The organism is Mesorhizobium sp. M1E.F.Ca.ET.041.01.1.1, from assembly GCF_003997355.1.
GTDB lineage: Bacteria > Pseudomonadota > Alphaproteobacteria > Rhizobiales > Rhizobiaceae > Mesorhizobium.
Window position 1 is genome coordinate 1 of record NZ_RZSL01000067.1, and the last position, 17,755, is coordinate 17,755.

General features: G+C 63.1%; 16 protein-coding genes. 4 read left to right on the forward strand and 12 right to left on the reverse strand.

Going from position 1 to position 17,755, the window contains the following annotated elements; all coding sequences use genetic code 11:
• Positions 1 to 152: 152 nt before the first annotated feature.
• The 8 genes from EOA38_RS08535 to EOA38_RS08570 form a co-directional block, all read right to left on the reverse strand.
• On the reverse strand, positions 153 to 1,643 hold the full coding sequence (locus EOA38_RS08535; protein WP_126094854.1) for a replicative DNA helicase: 1,491 nt from the start codon (positions 1,641 to 1,643) through the stop codon (positions 153 to 155).
• 467 nt (positions 1,644 to 2,110) lie between these two features.
• Positions 2,111 to 3,076, reverse strand: coding sequence for a small ribosomal subunit Rsm22 family protein (locus EOA38_RS08540; RefSeq protein ID WP_127298956.1), 966 nt, complete (start codon positions 3,074 to 3,076; stop codon positions 2,111 to 2,113).
• 1 nt (position 3,077) lies between these two features.
• Complete coding sequence (locus tag EOA38_RS08545; protein WP_126094852.1) at positions 3,078 to 3,401, reverse strand: YnfA family protein; 324 nt, start codon at positions 3,399 to 3,401, stop codon at positions 3,078 to 3,080.
• Positions 3,402 to 3,470: 69 nt separating this feature from the next.
• The gene (locus EOA38_RS08550) at positions 3,471 to 4,757 is read right to left on the reverse strand and encodes a cyclopropane-fatty-acyl-phospholipid synthase family protein (RefSeq protein ID WP_126094851.1); all 1,287 of its coding nucleotides are present in this window, start codon (positions 4,755 to 4,757) and stop codon (positions 3,471 to 3,473) included.
• 271 nt (positions 4,758 to 5,028) lie between these two features.
• On the reverse strand, positions 5,029 to 5,613 hold the full coding sequence (gene rplI, locus EOA38_RS08555; RefSeq protein WP_126094850.1) for a 50S ribosomal protein L9: 585 nt from the start codon (positions 5,611 to 5,613) through the stop codon (positions 5,029 to 5,031).
• A gap of 214 nt (positions 5,614 to 5,827) precedes the next feature.
• On the reverse strand, positions 5,828 to 6,076 hold the full coding sequence (gene rpsR, locus EOA38_RS08560; protein ID WP_006203718.1) for a 30S ribosomal protein S18: 249 nt from the start codon (positions 6,074 to 6,076) through the stop codon (positions 5,828 to 5,830).
• Entirely contained in the window at positions 6,076 to 6,561 is a 486-nt protein-coding gene (gene rpsF, locus EOA38_RS08565) for a 30S ribosomal protein S6 (protein ID WP_126094849.1), read from the reverse strand. The genes rpsR and rpsF overlap by 1 nt, the downstream gene beginning before the upstream one ends.
• 319 nt (positions 6,562 to 6,880) lie before the next feature.
• On the reverse strand, positions 6,881 to 8,809 hold the full coding sequence (locus EOA38_RS08570; protein ID WP_126094848.1) for an LTA synthase family protein: 1,929 nt from the start codon (positions 8,807 to 8,809) through the stop codon (positions 6,881 to 6,883).
• A 297-nt stretch (positions 8,810 to 9,106) separates the two neighbouring features.
• On the opposite strand from EOA38_RS08570, the gene fabD reads away from it, so the two are divergent.
• Positions 9,107 to 10,048, forward strand: coding sequence for an ACP S-malonyltransferase (gene fabD / locus EOA38_RS08575; RefSeq protein WP_126094847.1), 942 nt, complete (start codon positions 9,107 to 9,109; stop codon positions 10,046 to 10,048).
• 231 nt (positions 10,049 to 10,279) lie between these two features.
• Positions 10,280 to 11,017, forward strand: coding sequence for a 3-oxoacyl-[acyl-carrier-protein] reductase (gene fabG / locus EOA38_RS08580; RefSeq protein ID WP_126094846.1), 738 nt, complete (start codon positions 10,280 to 10,282; stop codon positions 11,015 to 11,017).
• A gap of 54 nt (positions 11,018 to 11,071) precedes the next feature.
• Here fabG and EOA38_RS08585 read toward each other — a convergent pair whose 3' ends face one another.
• From EOA38_RS08585 to EOA38_RS08600, 4 genes are read right to left on the reverse strand one after another with little or no spacing between them, the layout of a single operon-like run.
• Positions 11,072 to 12,034 carry a spore coat protein U domain-containing protein gene (locus EOA38_RS08585; RefSeq protein ID WP_126094845.1) on the reverse strand — a complete coding sequence of 321 codons (963 nt, stop codon included), beginning with the start codon at positions 12,032 to 12,034 and terminating at the stop codon, positions 11,072 to 11,074.
• A 14-nt stretch (positions 12,035 to 12,048) separates the two neighbouring features.
• Positions 12,049 to 14,463: a fimbria/pilus outer membrane usher protein gene (locus EOA38_RS08590; protein WP_126094844.1), complete on the reverse strand. Its 2,415-nt coding sequence runs from the start codon at positions 14,461 to 14,463 to the stop codon at positions 12,049 to 12,051.
• A complete protein-coding gene (locus EOA38_RS08595) occupies positions 14,435 to 15,154 on the reverse strand; it encodes a molecular chaperone (RefSeq protein ID WP_126094843.1) in 720 nt (239 codons plus the stop codon). Before EOA38_RS08595 ends, EOA38_RS08590 begins: the two co-directional genes overlap by 29 nt.
• Positions 15,155 to 15,175: 21 nt before the next feature.
• Complete coding sequence (locus tag EOA38_RS08600) at positions 15,176 to 15,673, reverse strand: spore coat U domain-containing protein (RefSeq protein ID WP_189350182.1); 498 nt, start codon at positions 15,671 to 15,673, stop codon at positions 15,176 to 15,178.
• A 703-nt stretch (positions 15,674 to 16,376) separates the two neighbouring features.
• Between EOA38_RS08600 and EOA38_RS08605 the strand changes: the two genes are divergently transcribed.
• A complete protein-coding gene (locus EOA38_RS08605) occupies positions 16,377 to 16,613 on the forward strand; it encodes an acyl carrier protein (protein ID WP_006203723.1) in 237 nt (78 codons plus the stop codon).
• Positions 16,614 to 16,647: 34 nt separating this feature from the next.
• Positions 16,648 to 17,755 (forward strand): beta-ketoacyl-ACP synthase II (gene fabF / locus EOA38_RS08610; protein ID WP_127298957.1); only part of this gene is annotated, 1,108 nt, incomplete at its 3' end.

The window sequence follows — 17,755 nt, forward strand, 5'->3', positions numbered from 1 at the left end:
CAAGGGGGGAGATCAGCAGCTTGGCCGCCGGCGCTATTCCTGCAACGTCGGCGATTGGCGAAGGTCGTGGCGGCAGTCAATCTCCCCCCTTGCGGGGGAGATGGCCGGCAGGCCAGAGGGGGGTGTGACGGAGCGCTGACGTCTGCCAAAAGCTACTCAAACCTCTCCGGCAGATGATGCTCTTCCGCCAAATCCGAGAAGCGCGTGAACTCGCCGTGGAAGGCGAGGCTGACCGTGCCGGTCGGTCCGTGGCGCTGCTTGGCCACGATGCACTCGGCCTTGCCGCGCGCCTCGTTCATCTCGTTTTCCCATTTGATGTATTCGTCGGTGCCGAGCTTCGGCTCGCGGTTCTTGAGGTAATACTCCTCGCGGTAGACGAACAGCACCACGTCGGCGTCCTGCTCGATGGAGCCCGATTCGCGCAGGTCCGAGAGTTGCGGGCGCTTGTCGTCGCGGCTTTCGACCTGACGCGAGAGCTGAGACAGCGCGATGATCGGCACGCCGAGCTCCTTGGCCAAAGCCTTCAGGCCCGTGGTGATCTCGGTGATTTCCTGCACGCGGTTCTGCGAGGCCCTGGCGCTCGACCCCTGCATCAGCTGGATATAGTCGATGACGATGAGGTCGAGGCCGCGCTGCCGCTTCAGCCGCCGCGCGCGGGCGGAGAGCTGCGCGATCGAGATACCACCGGTCTGGTCGATGAACAGCGGGATCTTCTGCATCGTCTGCGAGCAGGCGACCAGCTTCTCGAAATCCATCTCGGAGATTTCACCGCGGCGGATCTTCGATGACGAAATCTCGGTCTGTTCGGAGATGATGCGGGTGGCAAGCTGCTCCGACGACATTTCGAGCGAGAAGAAACCGACGACGCCGCCATTGGCCGCCTTGAAGCTGCCGTCGGCCTGCTGCGCCGGCACGTAAGCCTCGGCGATGTTGAAGGCGATGTTGGTGGCTAAGGAGGTCTTGCCCATGCCGGGGCGTCCGGCGAGCACGATCAGGTCGGAGGGCTGCAGGCCGCCCATGCGGCGGTCGAGGTCGCGCAGGCCCGTGGCGATACCCGACAGATGGCCGTCGCGCATGAAGGCGGCGTTGGCCATGTCGACGGCGGTCTTGACCGCATCGTTGAAGCTCTCGAAGCCGCCGTCGTAGCGGCCTGTTTCCGCCAACTCGAAAAGACGCCGCTCGGCGTCCTCGATCTGGTCGGAGGGCGACATGTCGACCGGCGCGTCATAGGCGATGTTGACCATGTCCTCGCCGACGGTGATCAGCGCGCGGCGCGTGGCGAGGTCGTAGATGGCGCGTCCGTAATCGGTGGCGTTGACGACGGTGACCGCTTCGACAGCAAGGCGCACGACATACTGCGCGACCGTCATGTCGCCGACCTTTTCTTCGGCGGGAAGGAAGGTCTTCAATGTGATCGGCGTCGCGATCTTGCCCATGCGGATGAGCTCGGCCGCCACCTCGAAGATCCGTCGATGCAGCGGCTCGTAGAAATGCGCGGGCTTGAGAAAATCGGAAACGCGGTAGAAAGCGTCGTTGTTGACCAGAATGGCGCCAAGCAGCGCCTGCTCGGCCTCGATGTTGTTCGGTGCCTCGCGATAAAGCGGTTGCTCCGCCACGCCGATTTTGCGCGCTGCTTCTGCCATGATGTCCCCGATTTCGATCCCGGCTTCTCGATAACAAGAACGAGATGAGTCGGTGTTGACCTTTCTGCATCACCACGCGGCCAATCGGCCTTGATGCCCGTTGTTCACAGGAACGGCGAACCGTCCACAGGACAGTATTCCGGTGGCCCGATTCCGGTTGACTCGGCAAGTCATGATTCTTATGCGCAAGTATGGAACGAAGCAAGAACAAATTAGATGGCTGATTGCCGTCGGAGGCTCGCTCACAACCGATCTGCCACGTCTGTTCGCGCAGGGTGCCGCGGACGACCTAGATTAGTCGAAACACTCGTCAGGTCGTCATCCTATGGTCTGCGCCGCGTCGCTTCGCTCCCGCTCCGCCCGTGGATGACGAAGTCTGGACGCTTCGGCTAATCTCCAAAGCACGCGAGCCGCCAGCGCACCGGCGATGCGACTCTCTCGATGCCGAGGTCGTCCGGGTATGCGGCCTATGCCAGCGTATCGCCCCAGTCCGCCCGCCGCGCCGTCTTGAACACTTCGCCGTCGCGCTTGCTGAACAGGCGCTCGCCGGCGCTGCCGTCCGGTTGGCAAAGCTTTAGCACCACCTTGCCCGAACCCGCTTTCGGCGGCGCGATCACCAGCGCCGCGCGCGCCGCCGCCGGCTGCCGCGATGCGGCGAGGTAGATGAACTTCTCGTCCTCCCACGGCACGTCGGCCTCCTTGGCCAGCCGATGCAGGCGCGAGCGGGCGACACGGCGCGAGAAGTGACACCAGTCGGGCGGAACAAGCGGGCAGGGCGCCACGTGCGGGCAAGGCGCCGAGACATGCGCGCCGGCTTCGATGAGCTGCGATCGCACGGCAAGAACGCGCTGCCAGCCGGCCGGCGTTCCGGGCTCGACGACGAGCAGCGTGTCGGTGGTCAACCGCCAGAGCCTGCCGACGAGCTTCGGCAGCGAGGCCGGCGCGATCTCGTCCAGAACATAGGCCGCGCTGACGAGATCGGCGGGCCCGAGACCGTCGAGATCGATGGTGGCGTCGCCGGCGACCCAGTCCGCGCGGGCGGCGATCGCGCCGGCTGCCAGCGACTGCCCGATCTTGCGCACCGAAGCACTCGCCTCGACCAGAACCGCCTGCTCGAGCTCAGGCCAGACGTCCACCGTGGCCCAAAGCATGGTGCCAGGCCCGGCGCCGATATCGAGCAGGCTTTTCGGCAGGAACTCGGGTCGAGCCTCTTCCAGCGCATCGAGGCTTGCGCGGACAGCGGCGTAAGTTGCGGGCAGCCTGGTCGCCAGATAGGCCTTCACCGCCATGTCTTCGGCCATGTGCAAACGGCCGTCGCGCAGTTCGGCGCGGTAGCGTTCGGAAAGCGTTCTCGCCGCCTGTTTCAGCGCCGGCAGCGGCACCTTTTCGAGCAGGCCGTCGACGCCTTGCCGGAGCGGGGCGGGCAGCTCCACTTCAGACTCCCCGCGGTGCCAGAAGGATGACCGAGGCGCCGACGATGCAGAGCGCGGCGCCGGCGAGGTCGAAGCGGTCGGGGCGCGCGCCTTCGATCAGCCAAAGCCAGCCGAGCGAGGCGGCGATGTAGATGCCGCCATAGGCCGCATAGGCGCGGCCGGCGGCGTTGGTGTCGACGAGCGCCAGCAGGAAGCCGAAGAGGGCAAGCGAGACGAGGCCGGGAACAAGCCACAGCGGCGACTTCGCCAGCCGCCACCAGGCCCAGAAAGAAAAGCAGCCGGCGATCTCGGCAAGCGCGGCTGCGATGTAGATGAGATAGGTCATGAAAAAGGCCTCGCGAACGAGACCTTTTTCACGGCATCAGCCGCAATGGCAAGCGGCAATCCGCGCCGCCTACTCCACCGCCTTGCGGCGGCGCGCGGGCTTGGCGGCCACCGGAGCCGGCTCCTGATGGCCGAGGTCGCGCATTTCCAACGCCTTCTCGCATTTGGCCATGTAGTCGCGCGTCATCGGCAGCGTGTCGTTCTTCTTGGCGAGTTGGATCTGGAAGATGACCAGGTCCTGCCAGCGGAAGGCGGCTTCCGAGGCGGCGAGGTAGAATTCCCACATGCGGCAGAAGCGCTCGTCATAGATCGCCTTGGCCTTGTCGCGGTTGGCGGCAAAGCGCATGCCCCAGTGCTTCAGCGTCTCGGCATAGTGCAGCCTGAGCATCTCGATGTCGGTGACCACCAGGCCCGACTTCTCGATTGCCGGCATCACTTCGGAAAGGGCCGGGATGTAGCCGCCGGGGAAGATGTATTTACGGACGAAGGCACTGGTCGCCCACGGCACGCCGGAGCGGCCGATGGTGTGGAGCAGCATCACGCCGTCGGGCTTCAAGAGCGTCGCCGCCTTGTCGAAGAAGGTGCGGTAGTGGTTGACGCCGACATGCTCGAACATGCCGACCGAGACGATGTGGTCGAAGCGTTCGTTGAGCGCGCGGTAGTCCTTGAGGTCGAAATGCACCCGGTCCTGCAGGCCCATCGCATGCGCGCGGTCGGTGGCGACGCCATGCTGTTCGGTCGACAGCGTCACACCCTGAACATCGACGTCGAACGTCTTGGCGAGATAGAGACCGAGCCCGCCCCAGCCTGAACCGATGTCGAGCACCGTTTGTCCGGGCTTAAGCCTCAACTTGGCGGCGATATGGCGCTTCTTGGCGAGCTGCGCCTCGTCCAGCGTCATGTCGAGCTGTTCGAAATAGGCGCAGGAATACTGCATGTCCTCGTCGAGGAAGAGCTTGTAGAGCTCGCCGGACAGATCGTAGTGGCGCTGCACGTTGCGGCGCGAGCGCGAGGCGGTGTTGATCTGCTGCAGGCGGCGAAAGGCGTGGCGCAGACCCTCGATCGCCTTCGACCAGGTCGCGTCGATGCCGCCGCTGCCCATGTTCTGGAAAGCGATGCGCATCATGCCCAGCACCCCGCCCTCGAGGATGTCGAGCTCGCCGTCCATATAGGCCTCGGGCACGGCCAGCATCGGATCGAAGCTGATGGCGCGCTCGGCATGCGTGGTCTTGATGTGCATGTGCACGGGCTCGCCGCTGCCGTCGCCGAAAGTAACGGACGAGCCCTTCGGCCCGGTGACCTTGAGATTGCCCGTGCGCACCAGGCCGTCGAGAATGCGCTTCAAAAGAATATTCATGACCAAATGTCCCTCAGGGCAGGCTGACTTCCGCGCAAGGCCCGAAACGGTATCGGTATCGGGCGGGTCCTGCGCGAAAGTCACAGGTACTACGGCGTCATTTCTGCGTCCAAAGGACGCGCGACGCTATAGTCTGCCTCAAGATATAGGGGTTCGAAAAGTTCCATTTGGCATAAAAATGCCCGGGTCGTGTGCCCGGGCGTTAGTCCAGAAATTCTGGAGGCCTGCGAGCCGGAGCAGCGCTCCGGCCCTGTCGATCAGGTGTTGGCGATCAGGCGTTGTCTTCGCCGCTTTCGAATTCGGCGTTCGGGTCGAAGAAGTTCTCCGGCCGGGCGTTGTCGTTGATGTCCTCGCCATAGATGGCTTCGGCCGTCGTCAGCATCTCGCCCTTGGCCTGGCGCTCCGCCTCTTCAGCCGAGCGGGCGACGTTAAGCGTGACGGTGACCTCGACTTCCGGATGCAGCGCGATCGCCACATTGGTGAGGCCGATAGTCTTGATCGGCTGGTTGAGCTCGATCTGGTTGCGGTTGACGCTGAAGCCCTCGGCGGTCAAAAGCTCGGCGATGTCGCGGGTCGACACCGAGCCGTAGAGCTGGCCGGTCTCGCCGGCCGAGCGCACGACGATGAAGCTCTTGCCGTCGAGCTTCTCGGCGACCTGGCTGGCCTCCGACTTGCGCTCGAGGTTGCGGGCTTCGAGCTGGGCGCGCTGGCCCTCGAACTTCTTCTTGTTGGCTTCGTTGGCGCGCAGCGCCTTGCCCTGCGGGAGCAGGAAGTTGCGGGCGAACCCGTCCTTGACCTTGACGGTGTCGCCCATCTGGCCGAGGCGGGAAATGCGCTCGAGGAGAATGACTTCCATGGTTTCGTTCCTTCGGTTTGACGCCATCCGGGATGACGTCGGATTCTGTTGGAACAGGTCAGGAAGCAAGAGGGGCGTCGCCGCCGGTGTCGCTGTCCTGCCTGTCTGGCAGTTAGAGGTTCGTGGCCTCAACTCGGGATTTGAACCTGCCCTTGCGGCGCCCGTCGCCGTGGGGTCGAAGCGGGCGGCAAGCCGCCCGCGTCAATACTCTAGCTTAGCGAACCACGTAGGGCAGCAGGCCGAGGAAGCGGGCGCGCTTGATCGCCTTGGCGAGCTCGCGCTGCTTCTTCTGGCTGACGGCGGTGATGCGCGACGGCACGATCTTGCCGCGCTCGGAAATGTAGCGCTGCAGCAGACGCACGTCCTTGTAGTCGATCTTGGGCGCATTGGCGCCGGAGAACGGGCAGGTCTTGCGGCGGCGATGGAACGGGCGCCGGGTCGGGATCTGGTTGATGTCGACCATTATTCTGCACCCCCTTCAACGTTTTCGCGCGGACGGCGCGGACCACGGTCGCCGCCATCACGGTCGCCGAACGAACGCGGACCGCGATCACCGCGATCGCGATCGCCGAACGAACGCGGGCCACGGTCACGGTCGCCGAAGCCGCCGCGCTCGGAGCGCTCCTCGCGCTTCTGCATCATCGCCGAGGGGCCTTCCTCATGCGCCTCGACCTTGATGGTGAGGAAGCGCAGGACGTCTTCCGACAGGCCCATCTGGCGCTCCATTTCGTTGAGCGCGGCCGGCGGGCAGGTGATGTCCATCAGCGTGTAGTAAGCCTTCCGGTTCTTCTTGACCCGGTAGGTGAGGGACTTCAGTCCCCAGTTCTCGATCCGGCCGACCGATCCGCCATTGGCGGCGATGACGCCCTTGTACTGTTCGACAAGCGCATCGACCTGCTGCTGCGACAGGTCCTGCCGGGCAAGAAACACATGTTCGTAGAGAGCCATTATGTTAAGTGCCTTTCTTCGTTTCTCTCACCGGCCCTCGCGGCTAAGCCTCTGCAACTTGTCTGACCCGGTCGCGAACGAGCGGGGAAGAAAGGAGCATCACGAGACGGTCGAGAGCGGAGACACGGGAGGCCAAAAGCGCTTGTGGCTTCGTGACGTGGCGAATGCCACGGCCCTCCGTTCAGCCCCCAGCAAGGACCGGCAGATTGCGGGCGTCTATACAGCAATTCCCCAGGAAGGCAAGGGCGGGAGACAGGATCGACAATTCCACGATGCCGCAGGGCCGGAAATCTCCGGCGGTCCCGGATTGATGACAGGCTCAGCTCGTATGGGCGACGAGCGGCGCCACCGTCTCGGGGAAGAAGTCGGGCGCGGTATGACGCTTGCCGAACATCATATCGTACTGAATGAGTCGGAAATCGTTGATCTGCGGATCGATCTTCTTCTGCCTCGCCCAGTCGGGCGTCGCTTCGCCGGAGGGCGAAAGCAGAAGGTTGCGGTCGACCACCCGATAACGCTCGCGCAGCGCGCCGAGGAAGCCGGTGTAATAGGGATGCGTGATCCCGGCCGTGGTGAGGATATGGTAGGGCAGGAAGGCCGGGCTCACCGAGCCCAGGTTCTCCACCGGACCGGAGCGGTTCGACCAGATGATCAGTGGCGTGTCGTGATGCTCGAGCGCCGCCTCCGGCGTCGGCTCCCTGCGCGGCGCGACATTGTCCTTGAGGAAGCCGGTCTCGACATAGACGGGACCGAGCGGCGGCAGATGGTCGCCGAAGAAGGCGACGATGGTCGGCCGCTCGCGCTTCTTGGCCCATTCGATCAGCCGCTTAAGGCCGCGATCGGCATCGGCCGAGCCTTCGGCATAAGAGAGCAGCGATTCCCGCGCCCAGGTGCTGATCGGCGCATCGACCGAGTGGGTCGGATTGTAATAGCGGTAGGGTTCGTAAGGCCCGTGGTTCTGCAGGCTGACGGCGAACATGAACACCGGATCCTCGCTGGCATCGGCCTCGCGGATGATCTCGTCGGTCATCGCGGCGTCGGAGGCCAGCGGCCCGCGCTTTTCCATCGGCGGCAGCGTCTCTTCCGAGCGGAAGTCGCTGAAGCCGAAGTCGGCATAGACGGCGCCCCGGTTCCAGAACCAGTTGGTGCCCGGATGGATGGCGCGCGCCCGGTAGCCCTCGCTCTTCAGGAAGGTCGCCAGCGACGGCGTCGGCGTGCGCACATATTGCTGGTAGGGGATCGAGCCCGCCGGCAGGAAGGCGTTCGAGAAGCCTGTCAGCGCCTCGAACTCGATATTGGCGGTCATGCCGCCGAACTCCGGCGAGAACATCGAACCGGAGCGCAGCGCGCGCACCGTCGGGATCGGATCAGGCTTGATTCTGACGCCGGGAAGCTCGGTCGAATCCCAGAAGGATTCGCTCATCACCACGATGATGTCGGGCTTCTCGTCCGGCACCGAGGCGGTAACTTCGGGACGTACGATCGCGTCCATCGTCTTTTCGGAATAGCCGGGCGGCGCTGACACATGCGCCATCGGCACGTTCATCGCGAAGGCGAGCGCGAAGCCGTTGGAGGCGTAGTTCTCCTTCTGGTCCCACATGATCGGGATGATCTGCAGCCTGTCGCGCGTCCATGAGAAGGTGGCATAGTCCATGATCGAGACGAAGAAGGCGAGCAGCGGCACGGCGAGCGTCAGGCGCGCCAGCCGTCCCTTGCGGCTGAGGATCGGAACGCGGCGGCGCCAGACCCGCCAGCCATAGACGAGCAGTGTCAGACCCGCGACGATCGTCACCGCAAGCAGCGCGGCAGTCCACGGGCGCTCGCGCACCAGAAGCGGCATCAGCGCCATGATCTGGCGTGCGTAGAGGAAATCGGTGGGATAGAGCGGGTCGCCGAGATAGTGCGATTTCTGGTGACCGACAAAGGCCAGCGCCAACGTCAGCGGCGTGACGATCATCAGGCTCTGATGGCTGCGGCCAAGGACGGCGTCGAGGCCGATCAGCACCAGCGCAAAGACGATGATGGTTGTCCAGCCAGGCTTGAACGGCTGCAGGAAGAAGTCGACCGTGCCGAAGAAGTCGCCGCGCACGATCCATTCGATGGCGAACACCAGGAGCGCCGAGGCAAGCAGCGTGGCGAGGCCGTAACGGACGATAGGCCATCTCCGCCCCGGCAGATAGCCGGTGGACGGATCGTCTTCCAAGAATTGCGGCACGGGTTTGCCCGCGCCCTTCCTGATCCTTGCCACGTCGCTTCCCCCGGCCCTTGCCGCGCTTGCTTCCGTTCGCGCTTGGCGTCTTCCACACGCGTCACGCTTCTGTCATCGAAATGTCACGCAAAGCTAGCGCCTGTGGCGGAAATAAGAAGAGCCAGCAAACGATTCGTGAGCGGTTTTCATCAGGTGTGATCGCCAAAAAGCCTTTTGGAACAGGCAACTCGGCCGGTTTTCCGGCTGAAATGGGCGCCGAACTGGCGCCTGCGGGCTTGACTTGGTCGTCCGCCTTGCGTCAGAGGCAGGGAAAAACAAGCCGTTGGAGACGCTGAGATGGCCGTCGCATTCACCTTTCCGGGACAGGGCAGCCAGTCCGTCGGCATGGGCAAGGATCTCGCCGATGCCTTTCCCGAGGCCCGCCGCGTCTTCGAGGAAGTCGACGAGGCGCTTGGCGAAGGTTTGTCGAAACTGATCTGGGAAGGGCCGGAGGAGACGCTGACGCTGACCGCCAACGCCCAGCCGGCATTGATGGCGGTTTCGCTTGCGGCCTTGCGGGCGCTGGAATCGCGCGGCTTTTCGCTGAAGGACAAGGTGTCTTACGTCGCCGGCCATTCGCTCGGCGAATATTCGGCGCTTGCCGCGGCCGGCTTCGTCTCGATTGCCGACGCCGCGCGGCTGTTGCGCATCCGCGGCAATGCCATGCAGGCGGCGGTGCCGGCGGGCGAGGGCGCCATGGCAGCCATCATCGGGCTTGAGCAGGCCGGCGTCGAAGCCGCCTGCGCCGAGGCTGCCAAAGGTTCGGTCTGCCAGATCGCCAACGACAATGGCGGCGGCCAGCTGGTTATTTCCGGCGCCAAGGCGGCTGTCGAGCTGGCGGCGAAGCTGTGCACCGAAAAGGGCGCGAAGCGCGCGCTGATGCTGCAGGTCTCCGCCCCGTTCCACTCAGCACTGATGGCGCCGGCGGCCGAGACCATGCGCGAGGCGTTGGCCGGCGTGGCGAAGAACGCGCCGGTCGTTCCCGTCGTGTCCAACGTGACCGTCACGCCCACAGATGACCCGGATGAGATCGCCCGCCGCCTGGTCCAGCAGGTGACCGGCCGCGTGCGCTGGCGCGAGACGGTGGAATGGTTTGGCGCCAACGGCGTAGCGACGCTTTACGAAGTCGGCGCCGGGAAAGTGCTGTCGGGCCTCGCGCGGCGTATCAACCGCGACATCGCCACCGCCGCCATCGGCACGGCAGCGGAGATCGATGCGGCGCTGGCGGCATTGGGCTAGGAAGATCGAACCATAGGTGCGACATGGCCGGATCAAAGCCAGGCCGGAGCAGAGTCCAGCGCGATTTCGAAGAGTATGAAGACTATCGCCTCTCAGCCGAGGTCGTGGAGCGGATCCGGCTTGGCAAGGAAGATATCCTTAAGGCCCAAGATTTCTGGCATGGCTTGGACGATTTAACGTATACGGAACACACATCGCTCGGGGCGTATTCGCGAAAATGAGGTTGGAAAAATGTTCGAACTGACCGGCCGCAAGGCGCTCGTCACCGGCGCATCGGGAGGCATCGGCGAGGCGATTGCCAGGGTGCTGCACAGCCAGGGCGCCATCGTAGGCTTGCACGGCACCCGTGTGGAGAAGCTGGAAGCCCTGGCCGGCGAGCTCGGCGAGCGCGTAAAGCTGTTTCCGGCGGACCTGACGAACCGCGACGCGGTCAAGGCGCTTGGCCAGAAGGCGGAGGCCGACCTCGAAGGCGTCGACATCCTGGTCAACAATGCCGGCATCACCAAGGACGGCCTGTTCGTGCGCATGTCGGATGCCGACTGGGACCAGGTTCTGGAGGTGAACCTCACCGCCGTGTTCAGGCTAACGCGCGAGTTGACGCATCCGATGATGCGCCGCCGCCATGGCCGCATCATCAACATCACGTCCGTGGTCGGCGTCACCGGCAATCCCGGCCAGACCAACTACTGCGCCTCCAAGGCCGGCATGATCGGCTTTTCCAAGTCGCTGGCGCAGGAGATCGCCACCCGCAACATCACCGTCAACTGCGTCGCCCCGGGCTTCATTGAATCGGCCATGACCGGCAAGCTCAACGACAAGCAGAAGGAAACGATCATGGCGGCGATCCCGACCAGGCGCATGGGCACCAGCGCCGAGGTCGCCTCGGCCGTCGCCTATCTCGCTTCCAATGAGGCGGCTTACGTCACCGGCCAGACCATCCATGTCAATGGCGGCATGGCGATGATCTGAGAACGGTCAGCGACATTCGCTAAGCAAACTGATCGCTGCTTCCGTCCCTCGGTCTCAATAAGTGACCGTGACGACCACCGTGTCGGTGTAGACGCCAACTGACGGCGTTACCTGTGGCGGCACGCGGCCATAGACAGTCAGGTTCTGCGCTACCCCGATTCCGGTTCCGGGGACCGTGCTGCCAGGCGTCGACGAGTCGCCCCAAGGTTGAGTCCGATTAACATCCTTGTATAGGCCATAGGTCACGGTTTCCGCACCCTTCGACATCTTGCGCGCCGTCGGAGGCGAGCCGGTGGTGCCGCCGTTCAGCGAGACGGTATACGCTGCCGCTGGCGTGCAGGTGACCGAAACCTGGCCGGTGGCGTCGACATTGGCACTGAGTGTTCCTGTCGATCCGAAATCGATGTTCTGGGTCGACACGAGGCAATTGGCTGCGACCGTAGCATTTACGGTGAAGGTTGGACTTGGAGCTAGGATACCGGCACCCGAACCACAATCGTTGCCGGTGCTGTAGCGATAGCGGAACTCGACATCTGCACCGGAAAACGTCGACAGATAGATTCCGGGCGGCACCGTTCCCTGGCTACCAAATGCGGCGCCATAAATGGTCGCAGTGCCTGTGGCCGTGCCCAAAGTATTCGGCGTCAACGCCAAAGCCGGCGGGCGGGAGGCATATGCCCATGCATAAGAGCCCCACACCACGCTGCGCGCCGAATCCGAATAGAGCTGATAGTTGAGGGTGTTGGCGCCGCTCAACATCTGGCGGGCCGTCGCAGACGTTGCGCCTCCGGTGCCGGCCCCGAGATTCGGGCAAATCAGGATGCGCTGGCCTGCGGTACCGGTGCAATTCATGCTGATTGTCGCCGTCGAGTTGGTTTGGCTGGTCAACAGCGTATCGACCGGGCCGAAGTCCATGCTGGAAACGCCAAAGGCGCAGCTTTGCGCCCAGGCGAGCGAAGGAATCGGTGCGATGGCTGAGAGGATGATAATGCGCAAGAGAATGACGGTGCGGAGCATTTCTTCTCCTGTTTTCAGCGGCAGGCTACGTCCTTGATTGCCACCTGCTGACCTGGCTGGGGCTTGTAGGGGAAGTCGGCCCGGCATGAGGTACCGTCCAGGCGATCGACCACGACGGCGTTCTGGGAGTTGAGGCCGCGAATGTAGGCTTGACCGTCATAGCCGATGACGAACTCTTCCGAGCCACCTTCGATACGACCTTTCAGGCCGGCCTCCAATGGCTCGCCGTTGCTGTCGACCAGGGTGACCAGCGCCGCTTTCGGCGCTTCCGAGACCCCGAACTTCACTACCACGCCGCTGCGATCGGCCGGCATCACGACTTCCTTGGTGGCCGGAACATCCGCATCGACCGGCAGGTTCTTGGGGTCGATCGAAACCGTGTTCGGCTCATAGGAGTTGAGGCCGGGGACCAGAATACGCCCTTGCCGATTGGTCTTTCCCACCGGCCGGTTCTGGAATTGGACATCGACATCGGGCGCACCGACCTCGACGACGGCGAAAGCATCGTCGATACGGTTGGTTGCAAAGACCCCGCCGCCTGCCACGGCAATCGCACCGTCCATTTGCGCGGTCGCCCGAACATCCTTGCCGTATTGTTGAACGCCGGCCTCGAAGCGCGCGAAGGGCGAGCGGTAGCTCGCCGCGGCCGAACGGTTAGGCGTGTCGCCTTCCGAGGTTCGTACCCGCCAGCCAATGCTGCCCTCTTCCAGCCGCTCCGACTTGGCGATGTCCGCCACGACATTCAGACCATCAGGTCCCTGCTCGACCCCTGCGGAGGCCGTGATATCGTCGCCGAACGGGATGGAGACCCCTGCGAAGATACCGAAACTGCCGCGATCCTCGAGGTCGGTAAAAGCCGTGGCATAGAGGCTGCTTCGTTTGAATATCTGCTGGTTGTAGGAAAGGCCGACAATCTGGCTCTTCTGGCCTTCGGCACTTTCGAGATGCGTGTAGGAGAGATTGAGGCTCGAAAAGTCGAGCGGCGTCGGAACGCTGAGAGTGACCTGGTCGATCGCGCGAGGAACGCCTGCGCTGAAGATCGGAACATTGTCGACATCGGAAAACGTTGGTTCGGCTGTCACCGAGGCGATGTCCTCATAGTCGCCGAAGGCGCGCTGAATTCGGCCGTAGATCGACCAGCCTTCGTAGCTCATCTCCAGCGATGCGTTCACAAGCGAGCCGGTGCGCCCGCCATGATGGCTGCCGGCAACCGCAACCGAAGCCGCGCCATAGGGTCCAAGCGGAAAGGCAGCGCCAACTCCGCCATTGATCAAATCTTCGCCGCCCTCTGCATGGCCCTCAAGTGTCAGCCAGTTGGTGAGACCGTAGCGCGCGGTGGCGACGCCAAACACTCGGCTGTCATAGTCGTCGGATTCGATGCCGAAATTGCGCCGTGGAAATCCAATCTCTGCCGAGAAATCGAGCAGACCCTGGCCCAGCATGTCGCTGGACGTATAGAAGGGGAGCCTGGTTGTGGTCTCCCGGCCGAGACTGTCCCTCAGGACAACCTGCGCTTCCCCGGCGCCGGCAAACACCGGCAGGTTGGTGATCTGGTAGGGGCCGGCCGGGATGTTGCCGGTGTAGGTGCGGACGTTCTGGGTGTAGACTTCGAGCGTCGAGGGTACGGCCGCGGTCCCTCCAAAGGAGGGCAGCGGCAACGTGACCAGATCGGGTCTCAAGGCGAAGTTGCGCTCAGCCTGGATGCCGCCGAGGTAGACGGGCCGCGTCCAGGAAAGTCCGCCGGAGATGAAATCCCCAACCCGATAGGTCATCAGGCGTTTCGGGTCGGAGTAGCTCCAGGTCGTGTTGAGTCGTGTAAATCCTCCAAATTCTCCATCCGAATAACCGGCGATAAAATTCTGGCTGAGCGTGCCGAATGGGCTGAACAGACGTGCGTCGAAGCCGCCCGAGATGCTCTGGAACAGATCGACGTCCTTTTCGAACAATTGGTTGGAGCTCGCGAAAAGCGAATAATTAAGCACTGCGCCATAACCGGACTGCGGCTGAATCCGGTCTTCTTTCTCACCCCCGCCAACGTCGACGATGCGAGCGGCGCGCCCCTCGTTCGTGGTAGTGACGTAAAGGCGTTGGGTTGCTTCGTCGATGCGATAGAACACGCCGGGCAGCCGATCCAGCCGGATCAGACCGTTACCGTCTGCAGCGCTCTCTACCGGCTTCAGGCCGACCTGTGTCAGCTCGTCCGGGGTTGCTGCGAAGCCACCGTCAGGCAATTGCGTGAAGGTGCCGATCAGCTCCGTCGAGACGTCATTGATGAACACCTCGAGATAAAGGTCGCGGCGTTCCGTTTGGGCGGGAGCGGGCTCCGCAATTTGGGATTGCGAATCCTGCGCGTTCGCCGGCAGGAGAGGAAGAAAAGTACCTGCAACGACGATCGCGATCCTACTGCCCTTTGATCGCAACTGGAGCATTGAATGGTCCAAAGTCGCTCTGTGCCTTCAACGCGACAGAGCTTCCGGACAGCGATCTGCTGCTGCCGATCGGCCATTGCATGGTGGCGCCGCCCAACACGTAGCCGACAAGTCCGTTGCGGCTTCCAAGCTTTTTGCCGGCTTGCGTCAGATTGACATTGGACAGCCTCAGGCGGCTTTCACCGTTGTTGCGCGCCGTCAGCACGAGGCTTCGGCCTGTCCGCGACAGGCTGAACGATACGTCAGGGCCCTTTGTGTCCGGGTTGCGAAAGAAAACCGGCACGGAATAACGAAGCACCAGGGTGACCGTGCCGGCCTTCCTTCGCGATGGATCGGGCAATTCGTCCACCAGCACGCGGTAGCTCTCCTCGGAGCGTATGGGGGCTTTGCTCGGGCGGACGATGCGAACCACGTAGTCGGCGTTTGGCCCGAGTTGCGTCGAGGGTGGGCTGGCCACCACATCCGAGGTTGGCTCAAGCTTCTCGACACCGTCCGCCTGACTCCATCTGAAAACGCGAAGCTGCACGTTGATCGGCTGCCTGGCATCGTTGTGCAGATTGAGCACGGCGGCGCTGTCGGGGGCGATCAGCTCCAGACTGGTCGGGGCTACTCTGAGAGAGGCTGCCTGTGAAACGCTCGCGCACAGCAGGAAGAGTGCCGCGGCACCAATGCGTGACAGCAAGGGTCGCATGTCGTTCCTCCGTCGGAATGGTCAGTAGGTTACGGTGATCGCAACCGTGTCCGTGTAGACGCCTGCGGCCGGTGTTGCCTGCGGTGGCACTCGCCCATAAACAGTCAGGTTCTGGACATTGCCGGTGCCGGTCCCGGCGACCGTATCTGTGCCGATTGTGTCCCCCCACGGCTGGGTGCGCCCGCTATCGCGATAGAGAGTATAGTTGACCGTGGCAGCGCCCGGCCCGGTCATTTTGCGAACCGCAACAGTCGCGCCGGCGCCGGCGCCGGCACTCAGACCAACGTTGTAGGTCTGACCCGACGTGCATTGCACGCCGATGGTGCTGGTCTGGTCGACATTGGTGTCGATGACGCCTTTCGAGCCGAAATCCAGGTCGCTCGCGGTCTGGACCTTGCATTCGGCCGTAATGGTGATTCGAACCGTCATGTTGCCTGTAGCGACCGCCGCGACGGCAGGGCCCGCGAGGAATGATTGGCACAGGATAACGGCCGAAGCAGCCAAGGGTAGGATGCGCATCCGGTGCTCCGTCCTCAGGGCCTCCTTTCAACCAGAAAGCCCGGCAGCCAGTACCCGCCCCATATATATCCTCCTATGCCACAGTAGGCATAATGTTTCAATCAAGACCTATGTTGCGACGTGTAGAAACCTTTGCCTGTGCCGCATGATCTGCTCACTTCGATGAAACAGACGCCGAGCGACTAAACTCCAGGAGACTTTTTCTTTCGAGTCTGATTCGCTCTTTCATTGATATTTTTGTGCTGCAATATTAGAGTGTTGGAAAATGATGTATTAGAGTATTATAAAATATGAAATCGGCAGAGACACTCCCTTTGGGTTTTGTTGCATGACCATGATGAAGCCGCCTACGGCGGCATGGCGATGATCTGACGGACCTTGTTGATAATTCTACCCTGCCGGTCATCTGCCACGATTATCTGGCTTCCGGTGCTCGCCTGCTGCAGGTACGCGCCGCTCCGGTCCTCGAAAACTGCACCATATGACTCGGCAGGGCGAATTCCGAACAAGGTCGGGTGGGCTGTGAAAACAGCCATTTCGGCTTGGACGCCCGCCATTTTTCGTGTAATGCGGCCGGCAACCCGGCGGTTCGGGCAAAAACCGGTCCTGTGGCGTTGCGTTTCCCGCAAGACCATCTTTCAGCTTGATTAGCGGCAATCGGCCCGCTAACGAAGACAACACAATGTAAGACGAGGATGCCCAAATGAGTGACACCGCAGAGCGCGTCAAGAAGATCGTCATCGAGCATCTCGGCGTCGATGCCGACAAAGTGACGGAGCAGGCGAGCTTCATCGACGATCTGGGCGCGGACAGCCTCGATACGGTCGAACTTGTCATGGCGTTCGAAGAAGAATTCGGCGTCGAGATTCCGGACGACGCCGCCGAGACCATCCTGACCGTCGGCGATGCCGTGAAGTATATCGACAAGGCCTCGGCCTGAGGCTTTCCGCGGGCATCACCGGGGAGGACCTGCGATGAGGCGTGTCGTCGTCACGGGCCTTGGCCTGCTTTCGCCGTTCGGCATGGGTTTCGAGCACAGCTGGAAGGAATTGCTTTCCGGCCGCAGCGCCGCCCGCCGCGTCACCGAATTCGAGGTGGACGACCTTGCCTGCAAGATCGCCCACGTCGTTCCGCGCGGCGACGGCTCCAACGGCACGTTCAATCCCGAGGCTGTGCTCGAGCCGAAGGAACTGCGCAAGATCGGCGACTTCATCCTCTACGGCATCGCGGCCGCCGACGAGGCTCTGGCCGATTCCGGCTGGAAGCCCGAGACGCATGAGGATCAGTGCGCTACCGGCGTGCTGATCGGTTCCGGCATCGGCGGCATCGACGGCATCGCGGAGAACGCGATGATCCTGAAGGAGCGCGGTCCGCGCCGCATCAGCCCGTTCTTCATCCCCGGACAGATCATCAATCTGGTCTCCGGCCAGGTTTCCATCCGGCACGGGCTGAAAGGCCCGAACCATGCGGTCGTCACCGCTTGCTCGACCGGCGCTCACGCCATCGGCGACGCCGCGCGGTTGATCATGTGGGGCGACGCCGACGTCATGGTGGCAGGCGGCGCCGAGGCGCCGGTCACGCGGCTCTCCATGGCAGGGTTCGCTGCATGCCGGGCGCTCTCCACCGAGCGCAACGACACGCCCGAAATCGCGTCGCGTCCCTATGACCGCGACCGCGACGGCTTCGTCATGGGCGAGGGCGCCGGCGTCGTCATCCTGGAAGAGCTCGAGCACGCCAAGGCGCGTGGCGCCAAGATTTATACCGAGGTCACCGGATATGGGCTGACCGGTGACGCCTATCACATCACCGCTCCGGCCGAGGACGGCGACGGCGCGTTCCGCTGCATGACGGCGGCGCTGAACCGGGCGAAGCTCTCACCCGCCGACGTCGACTACATCAACGCGCATGGCACCTCGACCATGGCCGACACGATCGAGCTCGGCGCCGTCGAGCGGCTGGTCGGCAATGCCGCTTCGAAGATATCGATGTCGTCGACCAAGTCGTCGATCGGCCATTTGCTGGGCGCCGCTGGCGCCGCGGAGGCGATCTTCTCGATCCTCGCCATCCGTGACAACATCGCCC

What these genes read in the sequence shown, in the direction of transcription:
- EOA38_RS08600 (WP_189350182.1), bottom strand. Translation starts at nt 15,673, where the DNA reads ATGCGCATCCTACCCTTGGCTGCTTCGGCCGTTATCCTGTGCCAATCA.
- fabG (WP_126094846.1), top strand. Translation starts at nt 10,280, where the DNA reads ATGTTCGAACTGACCGGCCGCAAGGCGCTCGTCACCGGCGCATCGGGA.
- EOA38_RS08550 (WP_126094851.1), bottom strand. Translation starts at nt 4,757, where the DNA reads ATGAATATTCTTTTGAAGCGCATTCTCGACGGCCTGGTGCGCACGGGC.
- EOA38_RS08605 (WP_006203723.1), top strand. Translation starts at nt 16,377, where the DNA reads ATGAGTGACACCGCAGAGCGCGTCAAGAAGATCGTCATCGAGCATCTC.
- EOA38_RS08585 (WP_126094845.1), bottom strand. Translation starts at nt 12,034, where the DNA reads ATGCTCCGCACCGTCATTCTCTTGCGCATTATCATCCTCTCAGCCATC.
- EOA38_RS08545 (WP_126094852.1), bottom strand. Translation starts at nt 3,401, where the DNA reads ATGACCTATCTCATCTACATCGCAGCCGCGCTTGCCGAGATCGCCGGC.
- rplI (WP_126094850.1), bottom strand. Translation starts at nt 5,613, where the DNA reads ATGGAAGTCATTCTCCTCGAGCGCATTTCCCGCCTCGGCCAGATGGGC.
- EOA38_RS08590 (WP_126094844.1), bottom strand. Translation starts at nt 14,463, where the DNA reads ATGCTCCAGTTGCGATCAAAGGGCAGTAGGATCGCGATCGTCGTTGCA.
- rpsR (WP_006203718.1), bottom strand. Translation starts at nt 6,076, where the DNA reads ATGGTCGACATCAACCAGATCCCGACCCGGCGCCCGTTCCATCGCCGC.
- EOA38_RS08595 (WP_126094843.1), bottom strand. Translation starts at nt 15,154, where the DNA reads ATGCGACCCTTGCTGTCACGCATTGGTGCCGCGGCACTCTTCCTGCTG.
- rpsF (WP_126094849.1), bottom strand. Translation starts at nt 6,561, where the DNA reads ATGGCTCTCTACGAACATGTGTTTCTTGCCCGGCAGGACCTGTCGCAG.
- EOA38_RS08535 (WP_126094854.1), bottom strand. Translation starts at nt 1,643, where the DNA reads ATGGCAGAAGCAGCGCGCAAAATCGGCGTGGCGGAGCAACCGCTTTAT.
- fabD (WP_126094847.1), top strand. Translation starts at nt 9,107, where the DNA reads ATGGCCGTCGCATTCACCTTTCCGGGACAGGGCAGCCAGTCCGTCGGC.